Below are 17,808 nucleotides of genomic sequence, written 5' to 3'. Positions count from 1 at the left end.
TGTACCAGTTAGGCCGTCGGCTTCACACCGTTTTATAGCCGCTCCACCTCGAGATCCTTGCCCGAGAAGAGATCGCTAAAGTCGGTCTCCAGCAACGACTTGACTGCCGGATGCTGGATCATCCGCTCTGCAAACATCACGTGATAGACCTCCTTGATATCGTTCGTCTCGCCCAGCAGCTGCATATCGTGAGCAAGAATATCCTGCTTATAGATAGAGGGCGCCACGAAGATTCCCTGCTTGAAGAAGCCAAACGCCTTCATCATGGCCGCATCGTCGAACTCGCCGAGTATGGTGACATCCAAACCATTCTCGTCGAACCAGTGATGCAGCTGCTGGCCGAGCGAGGTGCGCTTACCCGGGATCAGCAACTTGCCCTCCTCCAGACAGGCTGGAAAGGGCTTTTCGTAGGTACTGGATGAGAAAAACGCCACGCCACACTCGCCGAGTTTCTTCGACAGGATCTCCGGATACTTAAGCGACTCACCGGCGCAGTCGGACAAGATCATGTCCAGCTTATGGGCCCTGAGGCGCTCCATCAGGCTCTCGTGGGTCGCCTCGTAGCAGGCGAGATGCATGGAGCCGTCGCTAGGCACCACGGAGAGCAGCACCCGGCTGGCCAGCGCCTTGGAGAGGGCATCCGCGATGCCCACTTCGAACAGTATATTGTTATCCTTTTGATAGTTAAGGATATCCAACATTTCATAGCTCAGGCTGAACATCTTATCGGCGTAGCGAAAGACCAACTCGCCCAGCTCGGTAGGCTCCAGATTGCGCCCTACCCGCTTAAACAGGGTGCCGTCGAGACGCTGCTCCAATACGCGGATCTGTCCGGTCACCGTCTGCGGCGTCAGACACAAGGTTTCGGCGGCCTTAGCCACCGAGCCTTTCTTATGCACCATCCAGAAATAATAGAGATGGTTGTAGTTCAGATGCGACATAAAGATCCGCGGCTCTCCCGACTATTTAAGACGCTGACAATCCATCATGCTATAGATGACTTCGCTCAACGCATCTATCGAATCTACCTTACCGGCCTCGACGGCCTCAGACAGCCCTTGAACCAGGTTATCTCGGTCGGGTAGGCGTCCCTCACAGTAGGTTCGGTTGGCCTGTTCGAAGCGCTTACCGCTACGATACTTGAGCGCACGAGACTCATAACCATTGCTCTCTACACGCTTCCCCATAGACTTGGGCTTAAACATGAGGGCACCATCGACCACGCCCTCGAGGTAATGCTGACAGGCGACGCTGTTGACATCCTTATCGCACGCCTCTAGCTGGCTCGCATATGCGCCCCCTGTCAAACCGAATGAAAGCATGAGTGTCACGACGAGTTTTTTCATGATTTTTCTCCTTTCTCTGGAAGCACCTTAGATAACCAAAAATAACCTATCACAGCCGACAAGATTGACCCCGTCAGAATGCCAAGCCTCGCCAGATCGCCGTAGGCCTCGCCATCGCCGATAAAGGCTAGAGACGAGATGAACATAGACATGGTAAAGCCGATACCACACATCACGGCTACTGGAGCGATATGTCGCCAGCCCATGCCCTCGGGCAGGGCCGCCAGCTTAAGCTTGACCGCAACAAAGCTAAACAGCAGCACCCCAAGCGGCTTACCCAACAGTAGGCCAAGGGCAATACCCACAGGAACAGGTGAGAAGAGATCCCCCAGGCTCATGCCCGACAGATCCACACCCGCATTGGCAAAGGCAAAGATAGGCAGGATGACGAAGGTGCTCCATGGATGCAGGCTGTGTTCCAGGTGCTCCGAAGGTGAGCTGCCGTCTTTGGCCCTCAGCGGAATACAGAAGGCGATGATCACACCGGCCAGGGTCGCGTGCACCCCAGATTTCAGCACGGCGATCCAGAGGATGAGCCCCACCACACCATAGGGGGCTAACGCCGTCACGCCCTTGCGATTCAGGCCGACCAGGATCACTATCGCCAGTGCCGCGACGACCAGGCTGACCGCAGACAGATCTGTGCTATAGAACATGGCGATGATCACTACCACGCCCAGGTCATCTATGATGGCCAGCGCCAGCAGGAAGACCTTGAGTGCCACCGGCACCCGGCTACCCAGCAATGCCATGATACCGAGTGCGAAGGCGATATCTGTGGCGGCAGGAATAGCCCAGCCCACCTGAGTAATAGGGTCGGCATAGTTAAAGATCAGGTAGATCGCCGCCGGAAAGATCATGCCACCAATGGCGGCGAAGGTCGGCAAAGATGCCTGCTCGCGGCTCGATAAGGCGCCTTCGAGCAGCTCGCGCTTCACTTCGAGGCCGATCAACATGAAGAACAGGGCCATCAGGCCGTCGTTAATCCAGTGGATCAGTGTCTTATCGATATCCAGGCTGCCCACGCGCACCTGCATCTCAGTATGCAAGAAGCCTTGATACAGACCTGACAGCGGTGAGTTCGCCATGATCATCGCCAAGATGACGGCGGCCATCAATAAGATGCCCCCGGCCGATTCCTGGCTCAGAAAATTTCTAATCGCCTTTTCCATATATAAACTCCAAAAACACTTAATGTATCGAGTCTAGCGGAATGCAACCTAGCTGAATAATCGTTTGCATCGGCATTAAACATCGGTAATTCCGAGGTATTAAGTGTAGTCAGTCACAAGGGACTAATCAATAGCATGCAACTTACCGGCGGGCATGGCCTTTGAAAACCATGTGTGACGGGGGTCACAGGAGAGTTTTAAATGGAATGAAGATTTTTTATGCAGAATAAATTAATAAAGTACGACGACTCCTCGATGAGCCGACGCACCTTACCTCAGAAATTCCTCAGTCTTAAGGCTGACCCTTAAACGGAGAAGGGATACTGAATCGCTTCATGATGCTGATAGCCTGTCACCTCGAAATCATCCATGGTGACCCAGGTTTCGAGATCTTCCAGCGACTTAATGTCTGGATTGATGCTTAGCTTAGGGGAAGGGAATGGCTCGCGCTTAAGCTGTACATCCTGCATCAGGGGGAGCTGGTCTTCATAGATGTGCGCATTGACTATCTTATGATAGGCCTTACCCGGTTTGTGACCTGTGATCTGCGCCACGATCGCCAATAGGGCAAACACCTGTACCTGATTAAAGTTAAGCCCGAGGGGCACGTCGCATGAACGCTGAAAACTGTTGAGGTATAAGGTATCGCCTAGCAGTGAGAAGTTATGGGTATGCATACAGGGACGTAGACAGCCCATGTGAAACTCGCCGGGATTATAAAAACTTAGGATTTCGCCGCGATCATCGACCCCTTTAGAGAGATTGTCGATGATCTTTCTCAACTGGTCCACAGTGCCACCATCCGGCTTAGCCCAGGCTCTGCCCTGCACCCCGTAGACCCGGCCCATATCGTCATGGCCCTTACGATGGGGGTTATTTAACCAGACGCTGTTCTCGTTAGCGTTGGCATCCCAGGTCTTGGCACCCAACTTTCGAAAATCGGCGGCATTATCATAGCCCCTGAGGTAACCCAGCAGCTCGGCAATAGCGCCCTTCCAGAAACTCTTGCGGGTGGTGATTAAGGGAAACTCGTTTGCGGCCACATCGTATTCCAGATCGGCATTGATCACGGTTAAACAGCGCTTTCCCGTGCGCTCATTTTCAACCCAGACGCCCTCATTGATGATTCGTTCACATAATGCCAAATACTGTTTCATCTTTTCCTACTTATCATTTTTGCTTGGATGCCCGCCCTAGTGCCCTGCCCTAGTGCCCTGCCCTAGTCGGGCCTAAGTCGAGTATTAGTCAGGCCTTAGCCGCCGCTTTCTATTAACCGATTTTTCTATTAGCCGCATTTTTTATTTAGCCCGTCGCTAGGTGAGGGCTAACTTGATTCCGGTAAAGAATAACATGACGGCGAAGATTTTCTTTAGTCTTGCCGTCGGCCAGACACTGGCTGCCTTCGCCCCCAGTGGCGCCGTCAACATAGAAGTACAGACGATGCCAAACAGGGCCGGCAGATAGATATAACCTAAGGTGTATTCGGGCAGTCCTTGTGTCGCCCAGCCAGCAAACACATAGCTCAGACTACCAAACAGGGCAATCATCAGGCCGGTCACCGAGGAGAAACCTATGGCGTGGCGCATCTGCACGCCGCACCAACTCAAAAACGGGATCAATAAGATGCCCCCGCCTATCCCCATCAAAGCGGCGATGATGGCGATAAGCATAGCGGCGATAAACAGAAATGGCGTCGCCGGGAGACTACGTTCGCCCTCGGCCGCCTTAAACGGAAACACCATCTGCAGCGCCATCAGCACCACAAAGCCGGCAAACACCTGCTTGAGCAGATCTGCAGAAAACAGCGACGAGATAAAACCCGCCGACAGGGCGCCTATGATTAAGCCGGGCAACATGATGGTCAACAGATGCCAGGGAATATTGCCGCGGGCATGATGGGCCCTGGCCGAAGAGAGCGAGGTTAATATGATCGCCGCCAGCGAAGTGGCTATGGCCACATGAGTCAGGTGTTCTGGCACCACACCCGCCATGGGCAGGAGAAACAGCAAGACGGGAACGGCTATCACGCCACCGCCTATGCCTAACAGGCCCGCCATAAAGCCGATGAAGGCCCCCAGGGCGATACAACTGACAACTATGGTGAACATGAAACCTCTACGGCAGTGGCAAAAGGAGGCACTAGCTTAATGGAAATACCCACAGATTGAAAACATCGCTACAGACTAAAGACTTAGTTAGAGGAACTCGTCTAAGCCCTTCTCTCTCAGGTAAAGGGTCAGCAACTCCCGCACCTCGGCGCCATTGGCGAGCGAGAGCGCCTGAGCAAGCAGCTCGCTCAAGTCTTGATAGGACACCCTACGGATCAGATAGTTGATCTTGGCAAGGCTTCCCTGGTTCATACTCAACTGGGTATAGCCCATGGCCACCAACAGCAACACGCCCATGGGTTCACCGGCCAGCTCTCCACACACACTGATAGGCAGTTGATATTCCTTACACGCCAGCCTCGCCTGAGTCAGCGCCCGTAATATCCCAGGATGATAGGAGTCATACAGGGTGCTGACTCTAGGGTTGTTCCTGTCCACCGCCAGCAGATATTGCGTCAGATCATTCGAGCCCACGGAGATAAAGTCAACCCGCTTGGCCACCTCCTCGAGCTGGAACAGCAGCGCCGGTACCTCCAGCATTATGCCTATCTGAGGCCGCTTCAGGTTTGGATGCACATCTTGCTTCACCTCGAGATAGGCCTGCTCCAGGTAGACGATCGCCTGATCTATCTCATCTAAACAGCAGACCATGGGCAGCAAGATATGCAGCTGTTTACCCTCTCCCGAGGCATTGAGCATGGCCCTAAGCTGAACCAAAAAAAGCTCGGGATGATCCAGCGTCAGACGGACCCCACGCCAGCCAAGGAAGGGGTTCTCCTCTATGATAGGCAGATAGGATAAGGGCTTGTCGCCGCCCACATCCAGGGTACGCATCACCACGGGGCGCCCCAGGGCCGCATCCAACACCTGACGATAAACCTCAACCTGTTCGGCCTCGCTGGGGAAGCGAGTCTGCAACATGAAAGGGATCTCGGTGCGATACAGGCCGACACCATCGGCCCCCTCGGCAATCTCCGAGGCCAGGCTGCTTAAGAGCCCGGCATTGAGGTAGAGATGAATTCTGCGCTCGTCCAGTGTCTTGGCCGGCTTGGACAGCTCCTCGGCATAGCGTTTCTGCAGCGCCTTCTCCGCCGAGATAAGGCTACGATACTCGCCGATCAGGGTCGGCGTGGGCGAGATTAATACCTGTCCGCGATTGGCGTTCAGAATCAGTTGCTTACCATCGATACCGGCATTGAGGATCCCCTCGACACCTATTACCGCCGGGACGCCAAAGGCCCGGGCCAGAATCGCCGCGTGAGAGTTAACCCCGCCCTGCTCTGTGACTATGCCGACTAGTTTGTGCTCGGGAAACTCGGCGAGCATGGTAGCAGTGGCTTCCTTGGTCACGAGGATCACAGGCACATCCAGTTCCAGCTGCATCTTCTGCGGCTCGATCAGCTCACGTAACACCCTATGGCCCAGATCGCGAATGTCCGTCGCTCTCTCTTGCATATAGGGGTCTTGCATCTGCAGGAAATGTTCTATGTAGCGCAGCGACACCCGGCTCACCGCCGAGATAGCCGTCCAGCCCGCCTGGATCTCCCGCACATATTCCCCGCCCAGGCTGGTATCGTCCAGCAGCAGCTGTAGGGCGGAAAAGATAGATTGCACCTCTTTCTCATTCTCGCCATCGAAGCGCTGGGACAGGGCACTTAGGGTGTTGCGACAGGCATCCAGCGCCTGACTCAGGGCCAGCAGCTCCTCATCGACCTGCTGGGTGCGACGCCCCTGCTGCTCGAGGGGGATCTCCCCCCCCAGCACCATGGCATGGGCAATCACTACCCCACCGGCCGCCGAGATACCGGTATAGACACACTTGTCCGGCGCCGATTTGACCTCGGCCTTCTTACGCTGCTCGCGTACCGCCACCGCCAACTGGGCGGCGAGCGTCATCAGGAAGGCCTCCTCGGCCTCACTGAACTGGCGCGCGTCGGCCTGCTGCACCACCAGCACGCCTAGGATTAATTTCTGATAGATGATGGGCACGGCGAGGAAGGCTCGAAAATCTTCCTCGTCGACTTCGGTGAATAGCTTAAATCTGGGGTGTTGCTGAGCATCGGCTAGGTTGACCGGCTCTTCGCGTTCGGCCACCAGACCTACCAGACCTTGGCTTAGAGGCATCTTTACACTGCCCACGGCCCTGGGGTCCAGTCCATCGGTGGCCGATAGCACCAGCTCTTGCTCCTCTAAGATATAGATAGAGCAGCACTGGGTCTCCATGGCCGACTTGGTCTGGCTAACAAGCAAAGAGAGGGCTGATTGAAGATCGTCGGCAGCGGCAACGGCCTGAGTAATATCTCTGAGCGTCTTTAACACAGCCTACCTCTCTTTATGCCTCGATGCTGACCTTCGCCATCTTATACTTACCTGCGGCGACCTCTTCTTCTGCCACTATGGAAATTTTCCTGCGCCTGAAAAGGCAAGGCCGTCGGCGCAAACTCTTTCATGACCTTTCGGTACACGTCTCGTTTAAAGGATACCACCTGTCTGACCGGATACCAGTAGCTGACCCATCGCCAGTCATCAAACTCGGGGTGGCCGCTAGCCGCCAGATCGATGGCAGACTCTTGGCTCTTCAATTGTAATAGAAACCACTTCTGTTTCTGTCCGATACATAAGGGTTTACTGTCTTGCCTAATTAACCGTTTTGGTAATCTATAACGCAACCAGGAACGAGTTGAGGTTAACACTTGCACATGTTCAGGCCTTAACCCAACTTCTTCATACAACTCCCGATACATGGCTTGCTCGGCACTTTCGCCTTCATCCACGCCACCTTGCGGAAATTGCCAGGAATGTTGACCGAATCTTCTGGCCCACATCACCTGCCCAAAGCGATTACAGATAATGATGCCTACATTTGCACGAAAGCCGTCACTATCAATCACATGGACTCCAAATTGAAATAATCTAATGAATCGATTGTTTCACAAAGCGGCGTCGGCGGCAATTCCCCATTAACAGATATTGTCTGGATAAAAAACTAAAATTTTTATTTTTATCAACAGAGCCACCATCACCAAGCGGAGGATATCCACAAAATCTGTGGATATCTATGTTTGAAACTCAGTTAAAATTGTCAATTTGGCCAAATTCCAGATCAAAACCTCACCTTAACCCCACAAGATAATCTTACATAACCACATGTAAAACAAACCAAATAAACTATCCAAAAGGTAAGATGACTTGTTCACAAACAAGGATCGCACAAAAATCACCCAAAGCCGATGCTTGAGGAAAATCTCGATGAATATCTCAAAGGTTATTCACAGACTCACAGATTTATCTACGGCTTCGCCGTAAAAATGTCATCAAAACCCCCTTGACAAGCCATTTTTAATCTAGGCATTCGCAAGACTTATACAGTTATCCAATAAATCTGTGGATAACTGTGTTGGAAAGGGTGGGGAAATAACAGAGTAACTTAAGATCTTGGATATCAGACAGAGATCACTTTATGACTAAACCAATTAATTTCAGTAACTTAATATCCATACTCACAGTCTCGATTCCTTGATAAAAAGATCGGGCAATTTTTAACCTCGATTGATTAAGTAGATAACTCGAGTAAAATCCCTTCCATGAAAAGTAAAATTCTTCCCCCCGAATCCATCGATGAGTTGATGCACCGCGCCCAGGAAATGGCTGGACTCAACCTGGGCCAACTGGCCGAGATCCACAATGTCGCCGTACCAAGCAACCTGAAACGGGACAAGGGCTGGATAGGCCAGCTTATCGAACTCGAACTGGGCGCCACCGCTGGCTCTAAACCTGAGCAGGACTTCCTTCACCTGGGTGTCGAGCTCAAAACCATTCCTGTGGATGAGTCGGGTAAACCCCTCGAGACCACCTATGTAACAGTCGCGCCGCTGATGAATATCAATGGGCTCAGATGGCAGGAGAGTCTGGTATACCACAAGCTACAGCGCGTGCTATGGATCCCGGTGGAAGGCATTCGTCAGAAACCCATAGGCGAGCGGCGCATCGGCAGCCCCATCCTCTGGACCCCAAGCGAAGCGGAGATGACCCAGATACGCCAGGACTGGGAAGAGATCATGGAGCTGATCGCCCTAGGCAAGGTCGAACAGATCACCGCCCGTCACGGAGAGGTATTACAGCTCAGACCCAAGGGCGCCAACAGCCGCGCCCTCACCCAGAGCATAGCCCAAGATGGTCAGGTTAAGCTCACCAACCCCAGAGGCTTCTATCTCAAGATCCCCTTCACCCAGCAGATCTTAAGCCGCTATCTCACAGCTAATTGAACCAGGCTCTGCTCTCTAGTTAAAAGGGATAGTAGCGAAGGGTTATTTGTCACACTTTAGACTTTTAGATAATCGACAAGGTACCCCTTTTTTTGTAAGTATCCCCCAAGAAAAAAAACAATCACAACGGTAACTTAACAAGTATTCAACATGAAATTGTCGTATTTTTGGCACTTCTAGACTTCATTTGACTTAGATCACAAATATCACTGGAAATTATAGGGGTGTTTTCTATACACTAGCGCATCCTGAGATTTGTGCAGCATTTAGGAATTTTCTGTCACCGTGAGAGCACGCATTCAAGCAAAGAAGCTCATATTTGCCATTTTCGCTTGGGCTATTGCCATGGCGGCCTTTGTGTTTTTCCGCTATGCGCAAACACCAGAGCTGCCCCAATGGGCGGTAGGCACCGCCGATCTCGCGACCCTGGCGATCTATATGGGGATCATCTTTGGTAGTCTGCACTGGATGTCGAACCTGATCGCCGACTTTAGCGCCATCAACCGCCTGCCCTATCTGTTTTCGGTGATCTTCAAGGGCCTCTTCCTACTGCTGGGGGCTACGACCCTCGCCTACATGACCCAATTCCTAAACATGTGGGCCATCGAGAACCATATGTCGACGCTCAGGCAGATGTTGACCGCCCATATCCTCTATAGCCCCTCGTTCCAGGCACTGCTCATCTACCTGGTAGTGGTGCGTGTCGGCCTGGCCTTCATCGAGCAGATGGCGCTACTCGTCGGCCCACGCATTCTGTTTAATATCGGCCTGGGTAAATATCACAGACCTAGATATGAGCAGCGCCTGTTTCTCTATCTGGATATGGTGGCCTCGACTACCCATGCGGAATCCCTGGGCGACTATCGCTTCAGCCGCCTGATCCAGGACTGCTTCAGCCTGCTATCGGATACCGTGGTCAATAACGACGCCGAGATCTATCGCTATATGGGCGACGCCGTGCTGATCCACTGGCCGCTGGAGAACGGCATCATAGAAGATCGCAGCTTCAATATTTATTATGAGTTCAGCCAGCAGCTTAACTGGCAACGCAAGTACTTCGAAGAGCAATATGGCTTCGTGCCTAAATTCAAGGCGGCGGCCCACTGTGGTCAGGTGGTGGCGGCTGTGGTTGGGGTGCAGAAGCAGGAGATCAGCTTCTTCAGCGATGTGCTCAATACCCTGGCGAGACTCCAAGATCAGTGTAACCCGCTCGGGCAGCGAATGTTGATCTCAGGCTCCCTGCAGTCGCTTATCGACACCGGCGACAGTCATTACGATTTTGCTAATCTTGGCCCGATCAAACTCAAGGGGAAACAACACTCTATCGAGGTGTATGGCGTTTCCCCCAAGGGTAGCAATAGTTAGAGCTAACTTTCCGCTTCCGCCTGTTCCAACAAGCCTTGAATCGCCTTGCCTAAGGTTCTGAAGGTCATGATACGGCTGGAGGTCTGACGCCAGACCAGGCCGATATCCCGGTATGGCGCCTCACCCGGCGGTGTCAGTGCGGTGAGATCCGTATCCTTGAGGATCCCCGCATCGATAGCCATCTGCGGCAAGAAGGTCGTTCCCAGCTTACTGTTTACCATCTGCACGAGTGTGTGCAGGCTCGTCGCCGCAAAGGGGTTAATCTTATCGCTGTCGGCCAGGCGACAGGCGCTGATGGCATGGCCGGTAATACAGTGCTCTGACTGCAACAGGAAGATGCTCTCATCGGGCAGCGCCTTGTAATCTATGGGCTGGCGCACCTCGCCGCTCAGCTCCTTATGCATCACCAGTTTAAAGGGATCTATCCCCACCTTCATGCTGTGGTAGCCACTGGTGTCGACCGGTAGGGCCAGGAGCAGCAGATCCAGCTCGCCCTTGCCCAGGGCATCCAGCAGTCGCTCCGTGGTGTCTTCCTTCAAAAACAGGGTCAGATCTGGGTAGTCCTGTTGGCAAAGCCTCACCACCCGGCTCAACAGAAACGGGGCTATGGTAGGAATGCAGCCCAGGCGGATATCCCCCGTCATCGGCTGGCCCTGGTGCTTTACCAGCTCCACCAGATCGTCGACGTCGGTCAGCAGCTTACGGGAGCGCTGTACCACCTCCTCACCTATGGCGGTGAAGATGAAAGACTTGTGATCCCGCTCGATCAGCTGATGACCTAGCTGCTCCTCCAGGTTTTGAATCCCGCTCGACAGCGTCGACTGGCTCACGTGGCACAGCTTGGCCGCACGATTAAAGTTCTGTTCCTGATAGAGATTGACCAGATAGTAAAGGTTTTTCAGGCTCGGCAGATGTTTCATAAAATCGATTACCAACTTCCATTTACATTCAATTACTCAATCTAACTCTAGCACAAGCGGCCCTAGGATTAACCCTCTCTTATGTCAGAAGTGTGAGACGCTACCCAAAAGCGGCCAAATAGCGCGCAAACAAAAACGCCCCCGATGATCTCTCATCGAGGGCGCTATCAAGCTTAGCTCTGATATACAGGCCTTAGCCTACTGCCTTTGCCGTATTAGGCCTTAGACTCAAGGTAAGCCTTAAGCTCGGCCAGATCCTGGCTGGCGTTGTCTACGATCACCTGCAGCCAGTTGGCGTGCTCGGCTGGCCACTCGACCGCCTCGCCATGCTGCAGCAGCTGGGCATATTGCTGAATGCGTTTCAGTCCCACTGAACCGGCGGCGCCTTTGAACTTGTGGGCCTCAGAACATAAGGTATCTTTGTCTTGTGCTTCTTTAGCATTGACCAGATTGCCAACATACTCAGGCATCAACTGCTCAAACAAGACAACACTCTTTAACAGGGTGCCGGCACCGATAGCGCTGCAGTACTGCTCAAGTGTGTTGAGATCCAATATTGATTCTAACTCGGCTGTTGCCATCTTAAGGCACCTCTCGAAAAAAAGCTGACGGGACAAGAATAAAATTCACCCCATAATAGCGCCTAGAATGGCGGGCGCAACTAATTGAAGCATATGCAAGTTAAATACCTCCTTATTTAACCTTCCATTAACCATGCATTAAATTAATTGCTCAATTATTCACGTTTTTTTGCCCCTAAACCGACACTTGATCACCTAGCGAATCGGTTAAGTAATGACCCTGTCCGCCGAGGCGTTCCAGGTTCTTAACGATGGCGACTAATCCCTCCCAACGATAGGCGCACCAGTCGGGAGCCAGCAGCATAGGTTTCTTGGCATAGGCGGTAACACGATGAAATATCACCTCTTTAGGCGTGAGGCGAATAAGCTCACCGACGCTCTCGGCGTAGGCTTCCTGAGTCAATAAGCTCATGCGCCCGGCCCGCCAGGCCTTGGCCATGGTACTGCCCTCGACGATATGCAGTGGATGAATTTTGAGCCCATCGACCCCGGCCTCGAGCACGGCCCTGTGACTGGCTAAAAAGTCCTCATGAGTCTCACCGGGCAGCCCCAAGATCAGATGGGTACACACCTTGATTCCCGCCTTTCTCGCCCGGGTGACAGTATCACGATACTCCTCGAAACCATGCCCGCGATTGATCCGCTTAAGCGTCTCAGGGTGAGCACTTTGCAAGCCGAGTTCCAGCCACACCTCCAAACCGCGAGCCTGATAACCCGCCAGCAGCGCGATCACCTCGTCGCTGACACAATCGGGCCGGGTGCCGACACACAGGCCGACGATGTCACTGTCGGCCACCGCCTCATCATAGCGCTGCTTTAGCAGGCGGTACTCGTCATAGGTACTGGTATAGGCCTGAAAGTAGGCGATGAACTTGGTCGATTTTCCCTGGGTACGCTCGCGGCCATTGGCCAGCTGCACGGCGATGCTGTCTACCGAGCCATGCTCATGGCTAAAGGAGGCTACGTTACAGAAGGTACAGCCACCCCGCCCCAGGCTACCGTCGCGGTTGGGGCAGGTAAACTTGGCGTCCAGAGTCAGCTTCTTAAGGCGCTGACCATACTGACGCTTGCAATGCAGACCAAAGGTATTGACGTGACTATCCAGTCCCACGGGGTATTCTCTCGCTCAATAAAGGGGCGGCGATTGTAACTGGCTTGATAGCGTCGTTCTTGGTGCTACATCAATTTTTAGCCCCTTTCCCGGTGCGCTAGCTCACAAAGCCGGTGCAAACTTAGCTATGTAGCACAATATAGGCTAATACATTGGTCTAAGCCTTGTTAAATAATTCACTGTATATGCAATAAAAATCACTTTTTTAGATTAAAAGACAATAATCCACTTTGTTACATTTTGGTAAAAAACATTCGGCACTAGATTCAAAATTCTTTTTATTCATAATGTTATACAGCAACTTTTACAGTTAACGTTAACGTAAGGTTAAAATATAAACCGTATCAAACACCCTCACCTAGTCACACTTTATGCACAAATTTGAATTGACCTTTTCCTAGGCAAAAGTTAATTTGGATGGTTCGGGTGCACATCAATCGCTTGAATTTCCCCGACGATGTATTGGTTAGTATTAGGGAGTTTTTATATGAGCTTGTATCACCCCAGTTTTGAACGGGATAACTGTGGTTTTGGCTTAATCGCCCAGATGGATGGCGAGGCCAGCCATAGAATTGTACGTACTGCCATTCATGGCCTGGATCGCATGAAACACCGCGGCGGCATCGCCGCCGACGGTCGTACCGGCGATGGTTGCGGCCTACTCATGCAACTCCCCATTAAATTCTTCGAAGCCGTGGCCAGCGAGAACGACTGGCACCTGAGCCGTAAGTTTGCCGTGGGCATGCTATTCCTAAGCCAAGATGAGGAAAAGGCCGACTACACTAAACGCACCCTGGAAAGAGAGCTTGAGAAAGAGACCCTGAGTGTCGCCGGTTGGCGTGAAGTCCCGGTCAATTCTGAGGTGCTTGGCCCTATAGGCCAGGCTAGCCAGCCTAAGATCTGGCAGGTGCTGATCAACTCCCCAATTGGCTGGCGTGAAAAAGATCTCGAGCGCCGCCTCTATATGGCCCGTCGCCGACTAGAGCAGCAGATGACAGACTGCGAAGACTTCTATGTCGCCAGCCTCTCCGGCCAGGTGATCGTTTACAAGGGCCTGATGATGCCCGCCGATCTACCCGCCTTCTATCCGGATCTGGCCGACATTCGCCTGCAAAGTGCCATCTGCCTGTTCCACCAGCGCTTCTCAACCAACACCTCCCCCAAGTGGCCGCTGGCACAGCCGTTTCGCTACCTTGCCCATAACGGCGAGATCAACACCATCACGGGTAACCGTCAGTGGGCCCGCGCCCGCGCCTACAAATTTAATGCCCCACTGCTGCCGGATCTGCAGCAGGCGGCGCCCTTCGTCAACGAGAGCGGCTCCGACTCCTCCTCGTTAGATAACATGTTGGAGATGCTGCTCGCCGGCGGCATGGACCTCTACCGCGCCATGCGCTTGCTCATTCCGCCCGCGTGGCAGAGTAACCCAGAGATGGATGATGAGCTAAAGGCCTTCTACGACTTCAACTCCATGCATATGGAGCCCTGGGACGGCCCGGCGGGCATAGTGATGACCAACGGTCGCCATGTGGCCTGCGCGGTAGACCGTAACGGCCTGCGCCCGTCACGCTATGTGATCACCAAAGACCGCATCCTGACCCTGGCCTCAGAGATCGGCATCTGGGACTACGGACCAGACGAGGTGGTCGAGAAGGGTCGTGTCGGCCCGGGTGAGCTGTTGGTGCTCGACACCCTCAATGGTCAGCTCTACTCCTCGTTTGAGATCGATAACGACCTCAAGCGCCGTCACCCCTACAAGGAGTGGATGGCCAAGAACAGTCAGACCCTGATCCCCGCCGAGCAGATGCCGAGCGAAGCCCAGGGGGTATGCGAGTTCTCCGCCGATACCCTGGTGCAATATCAGAAGCAGTTTGGCTACTCCCGCGAGGAGCTGGAGCAGGTGATCTGGGTGCTGGCCGAAAAAGGCGAAGAAGCCACCGGCTCCATGGGCGACGATACGCCTATGGCCGTGCTGTCGAAGAAGTCCCGTACCCTGTACGACTACTTCCGCCAGAAATTCGCCCAGGTGACCAATCCGCCAATCGATCCGCTGCGGGAAAAGCATGTGATGTCTCTGGCCACCTGTATCGGCCGAGAGCAGAACCTGTTTAACGAGACCACGGGCCATGCCTACCGGGTGATGTTCAGCTCGCCTATCCTGCTCTACAGCGATTTCAATCAGCTGCTGGCGCTGGATTCGACCTACTACCGCGCCAACACGGTCGATCTTAACTACGACCTCAGCGAAGGATTAGAGGCGGCTATTCGCCGAGTCTGCGACGAGGCCGAGCGCCTGGCACGCACCGGCACCACCCTGCTGATCCTCTCAGACAGGGCCACCGACAAGAGTAAGCAGGTGATCCCCGCCGCCATGGCCGTGGGCGCCGTGCAGCGCGTCCTGGTCGACAAGAGCCTGAGGTGCGACACCAACATCATAGTCGAGACCGCCTCGGCCAGAGATCCGCACCACTTCGCCGTGCTGCTGGGCTTTGGTGCCACCGCCATCTATCCTTACCTGGCCTACGAGAGTATCTCGGCGCTGGCCAGCCGCCACGGCGTGCGCGAAACCCAACAGCTGATGCTCAACTTCCGTCAGGGCATCGACAAAGGGCTGCGTAAGATCATGTCCAAGATGGGGATCAGCACCGTTGCCTCCTACCGCTGTAGCCAGCAGTTCGAAGCCGTGGGCCTGGCATCGGATGTGGTCGAACTCTGCTTCAAGGGGGTGGTCAGCCGCATCGAGGGGGCAAACTTTGCCCTGCTGGAGAAAGATCAACAGACGCTGCAGAAGCTTGCCTTCCAGGCCCACCAGCCGCTGCCTCAGGGCGGCCTGCTGAAATATGTGGAAGGCGGTGAATATCACTGCTTCAACCCGGATGTGGTCAACACCCTGCAGCAGAGCCTGCGCGACCAGGACTATGGCATCTACAAGCGCTTCACCGAGTTGGTGGACGACAGACCCGTGGCGACCCTGAGGGATCTCTTCACCGTCAAGGGCGACCAGCAGGCCGTCGAGCTAAATAAGGTCGAAGACGCCTCAAGCCTCTACCCAAGATTTGACAGCGCCGCCATGAGTATCGGCGCCCTCAGCCCAGAGGCCCACGAGGCACTGGCCGTGGCCATGAACCGCCTGGGCGGACGTTCTAACTCGGGCGAAGGCGGGGAAGATCCGCGCCGCTTCAACTCTGAGCGTAACTCGGCCATCAAGCAGATCGCCTCGGGCCGCTTCGGCGTCACCGCGCACTACCTGGTGAATGCCGAGGTACTGCAGATCAAGGTCGCCCAAGGCGCCAAGCCCGGCGAAGGCGGTCAGCTGCCCGGCGACAAGGTGAGTGTGGAGATCGCCGCGCTGCGTAACGCGCGCCCCGGCGTCACCCTGATCTCACCGCCGCCGCACCATGATATCTACTCTATCGAAGATCTGGCTCAGCTGATCTTCGACCTCAAGCAGATCAACCCAAGCGCGATGATCTCGGTCAAGCTGGTATCAGAGCCCGGCGTCGGCACCATCGCCACAGGCGTCGCCAAGGCCTACGCCGACATGATCACCATCTCGGGCTATGACGGCGGTACGGGCGCCAGCCCGATCACCTCGGTGAAATATGCCGGTAGCCCCTGGGAGTTGGGGCTTGCCGAGGTGCATCAGTCGCTGGTCGCCAACGGCCTGCGCCACAAGATCCGCCTGCAGGTGGACGGTGGCCTCAAAACGGGCACAGACGTGATCAAGGCGGCCCTGCTGGGCGCCGAGAGCTTCGGCTTCGGTACCGTGCCTATGATCGCCCTGGGCTGTAAGTACCTGCGTATCTGTCACCTGAACAACTGCGCCACCGGCGTGGCGACTCAGAACAAGCAGCTGAGGGACAATCACTACCACGGCCTGCCCGAGCGTGTGATGACCTACTTCGAGTTTATGGCCCGCGAGATCCGCGAGTGGATGGCCGCCCTCGGCGTCACCGAGTTTGAACAGCTCGTGGGTCGCAGCGACTGGCTCGCTGCGCTGGAAGGCGCCACAGACAAGCAGCAACAGCTGGATCTATCCGCCATCCTCTACAAGCCAGAAGTGCCGGAAGGCTGCGCCCTCACCTGGCGTGAGACCAACCCAACCGACGACAAGGGCCAGCTTAACCAGAAGATTCTCGGCCATTGCCAGGCGGCGGTGGATGCGGGTGAGCCACTGACAGCGCGCTTCGAGATCAACAACACCGACCGCTCCGTGGGCGCCGCCCTCTCTGGCTATGTCGCCACCAAGGTGGGCCGTCAGGGTTCCAAGGCGCCGATACAGCTTAACTTCAGCGGCAGTGCCGGCCAGAGCTTCGGCGTCTGGAACGCCCCTGGCCTGTCACTGGATCTGTGCGGCGATGCCAACGACTATGTGGGTAAAGGCATGTCGGGCGGCAAGATCACCCTCTATCCGCCAGTGGGCAGCATGTTCCAGAGCGAGAAGAGCGTTATCCTGGGCAACACCTGCCTCTACGGCGCCAGCGGCGGTAAGCTGTTTGCCGCGGGTCAGGCGGGCGAGCGTTTCGCAGTGCGTAACTCTGGCGCCATCGCCGTGGTCGAAGGCCTGGGCGATAACGGCTGTGAATACATGACAGGCGGTATCGTGGTGGTGCTGGGTAAGACAGGGGTGAACTTCGGTGCGGGCATGACGGGCGGCTTCGCCTATGTGTTCGACCGCTTCGGTCATTTCAACCGTCGCCTCAATACCGAGATGGTGGATATGCAGAAGGTGACCGCGCCGATACAGCAACAGCACCTCAAGGGGCTGATCGAAGAGCACGTGGCCGAGACCGGCAGCGAGCACGCCAAGATGTTGTTAAACGATTTTGAAAACTGGATCGATTGTTTCGTCCTGGTCAAGCCTAAGAATGTGGCGCTCGATGATCTCCTGCGTCTGGAACAAACTGAACCTGCATTAGCAGTGGTAGCGGGGTAATGGC

13 protein-coding genes are annotated in these 17,808 nt (G+C 54.6%); 3 read left to right on the top strand and 10 right to left on the bottom strand.

The window, feature by feature from the left end; translation table 11 throughout:
* Positions 1-32: 32 nt before the first annotated feature.
* From nhaR to rppH, 7 genes are all read right to left on the bottom strand, one after another.
* A complete protein-coding gene (gene nhaR / locus GNT65_RS04985; protein ID WP_160794011.1) occupies positions 33-941 on the bottom strand; it encodes a transcriptional activator NhaR in 909 nt (302 codons plus the stop codon).
* Between the two features lie 21 nt (positions 942-962).
* Positions 963-1,346, bottom strand: coding sequence for a hypothetical protein (locus tag GNT65_RS04980; RefSeq protein ID WP_160794010.1), 384 nt, complete (start codon positions 1,344-1,346; stop codon positions 963-965).
* Positions 1,343-2,518: a Na+/H+ antiporter NhaA gene (nhaA, locus tag GNT65_RS04975; protein WP_160794009.1), complete on the bottom strand. Its 1,176-nt coding sequence runs from the start codon at positions 2,516-2,518 to the stop codon at positions 1,343-1,345. Before nhaA ends, GNT65_RS04980 begins: the two co-directional genes overlap by 4 nt.
* Positions 2,519-2,823: 305 nt before the next feature.
* On the bottom strand, positions 2,824-3,675 hold the full coding sequence (locus tag GNT65_RS04970) for a thymidylate synthase (RefSeq protein WP_160794008.1): 852 nt from the start codon (positions 3,673-3,675) through the stop codon (positions 2,824-2,826).
* 156 nt (positions 3,676-3,831) lie between these two features.
* The gene (locus GNT65_RS04965) at positions 3,832-4,626 is read right to left on the bottom strand and encodes a sulfite exporter TauE/SafE family protein (protein ID WP_160794007.1); all 795 of its coding nucleotides are present in this window, start codon (positions 4,624-4,626) and stop codon (positions 3,832-3,834) included.
* Between the two features lie 87 nt (positions 4,627-4,713).
* Positions 4,714-6,945: a phosphoenolpyruvate--protein phosphotransferase gene (gene ptsP, locus GNT65_RS04960; RefSeq protein WP_160794006.1), complete on the bottom strand. Its 2,232-nt coding sequence runs from the start codon at positions 6,943-6,945 to the stop codon at positions 4,714-4,716.
* Between the two features lie 47 nt (positions 6,946-6,992).
* Positions 6,993-7,517 (bottom strand): RNA pyrophosphohydrolase, encoded by a 525-nt coding sequence (gene rppH / locus GNT65_RS04955; protein WP_160794005.1) that lies wholly within the window; start codon positions 7,515-7,517, stop codon positions 6,993-6,995.
* Between the two features lie 693 nt (positions 7,518-8,210).
* Between rppH and mutH the strand changes: the two genes are divergently transcribed.
* Entirely contained in the window at positions 8,211-8,891 is a 681-nt protein-coding gene (gene mutH / locus GNT65_RS04950) for a DNA mismatch repair endonuclease MutH (RefSeq protein WP_160794004.1), read from the top strand.
* 285 nt (positions 8,892-9,176) lie between these two features.
* A complete protein-coding gene (locus tag GNT65_RS04945) occupies positions 9,177-10,256 on the top strand; it encodes an adenylate/guanylate cyclase domain-containing protein (RefSeq protein WP_160794003.1) in 1,080 nt (359 codons plus the stop codon).
* Between the two features lie 2 nt (positions 10,257-10,258).
* Here the strand turns inward: GNT65_RS04945 and oxyR are convergent, their stop codons facing one another.
* The 3 genes from oxyR to mnmL all read right to left on the bottom strand — a co-directional run bounded on the left by oxyR (position 10,259) and on the right by mnmL (position 12,868).
* The gene (gene oxyR, locus GNT65_RS04940) at positions 10,259-11,176 is read right to left on the bottom strand and encodes a hydrogen peroxide-inducible genes transcriptional activator OxyR (protein WP_181006164.1); all 918 of its coding nucleotides are present in this window, start codon (positions 11,174-11,176) and stop codon (positions 10,259-10,261) included.
* Positions 11,177-11,391: 215 nt separating this feature from the next.
* Complete coding sequence (locus GNT65_RS04935; RefSeq protein ID WP_160794001.1) at positions 11,392-11,757, bottom strand: Hpt domain-containing protein; 366 nt, start codon at positions 11,755-11,757, stop codon at positions 11,392-11,394.
* Between the two features lie 175 nt (positions 11,758-11,932).
* Positions 11,933-12,868 (bottom strand): tRNA modification radical SAM protein MnmL/YtqA, encoded by a 936-nt coding sequence (gene mnmL, locus GNT65_RS04930; protein WP_160794000.1) that lies wholly within the window; start codon positions 12,866-12,868, stop codon positions 11,933-11,935.
* A 487-nt stretch (positions 12,869-13,355) separates the two neighbouring features.
* On the opposite strand from mnmL, the gene gltB reads away from it, so the two are divergent.
* Positions 13,356-17,804: a glutamate synthase large subunit gene (gltB, locus tag GNT65_RS04925; RefSeq protein ID WP_160793999.1), complete on the top strand. Its 4,449-nt coding sequence runs from the start codon at positions 13,356-13,358 to the stop codon at positions 17,802-17,804.
* The last annotated feature ends 4 nt before the right edge of the window (positions 17,805-17,808 follow it).

Source organism: Shewanella insulae (assembly GCF_009831655.1).
In the GTDB taxonomy this organism is placed as follows: domain Bacteria; phylum Pseudomonadota; class Gammaproteobacteria; order Enterobacterales; family Shewanellaceae; genus Shewanella; species Shewanella insulae.
This window is presented reverse-complemented; position numbering and strand designations above follow the sequence as displayed.

What these genes read in the sequence shown, in the direction of transcription:
- gltB (WP_160793999.1), top strand. Translation starts at nt 13,356, where the DNA reads ATGAGCTTGTATCACCCCAGTTTTGAACGGGATAACTGTGGTTTTGGC.
- oxyR (WP_181006164.1), bottom strand. Translation starts at nt 11,176, where the DNA reads ATGAAACATCTGCCGAGCCTGAAAAACCTTTACTATCTGGTCAATCTC.
- GNT65_RS04970 (WP_160794008.1), bottom strand. Translation starts at nt 3,675, where the DNA reads ATGAAACAGTATTTGGCATTATGTGAACGAATCATCAATGAGGGCGTC.
- GNT65_RS04965 (WP_160794007.1), bottom strand. Translation starts at nt 4,626, where the DNA reads ATGTTCACCATAGTTGTCAGTTGTATCGCCCTGGGGGCCTTCATCGGC.
- mutH (WP_160794004.1), top strand. Translation starts at nt 8,211, where the DNA reads ATGAAAAGTAAAATTCTTCCCCCCGAATCCATCGATGAGTTGATGCAC.
- GNT65_RS04935 (WP_160794001.1), bottom strand. Translation starts at nt 11,757, where the DNA reads ATGGCAACAGCCGAGTTAGAATCAATATTGGATCTCAACACACTTGAG.
- GNT65_RS04980 (WP_160794010.1), bottom strand. Translation starts at nt 1,346, where the DNA reads ATGAAAAAACTCGTCGTGACACTCATGCTTTCATTCGGTTTGACAGGG.
- nhaR (WP_160794011.1), bottom strand. Translation starts at nt 941, where the DNA reads ATGTCGCATCTGAACTACAACCATCTCTATTATTTCTGGATGGTGCAT.
- nhaA (WP_160794009.1), bottom strand. Translation starts at nt 2,518, where the DNA reads ATGGAAAAGGCGATTAGAAATTTTCTGAGCCAGGAATCGGCCGGGGGC.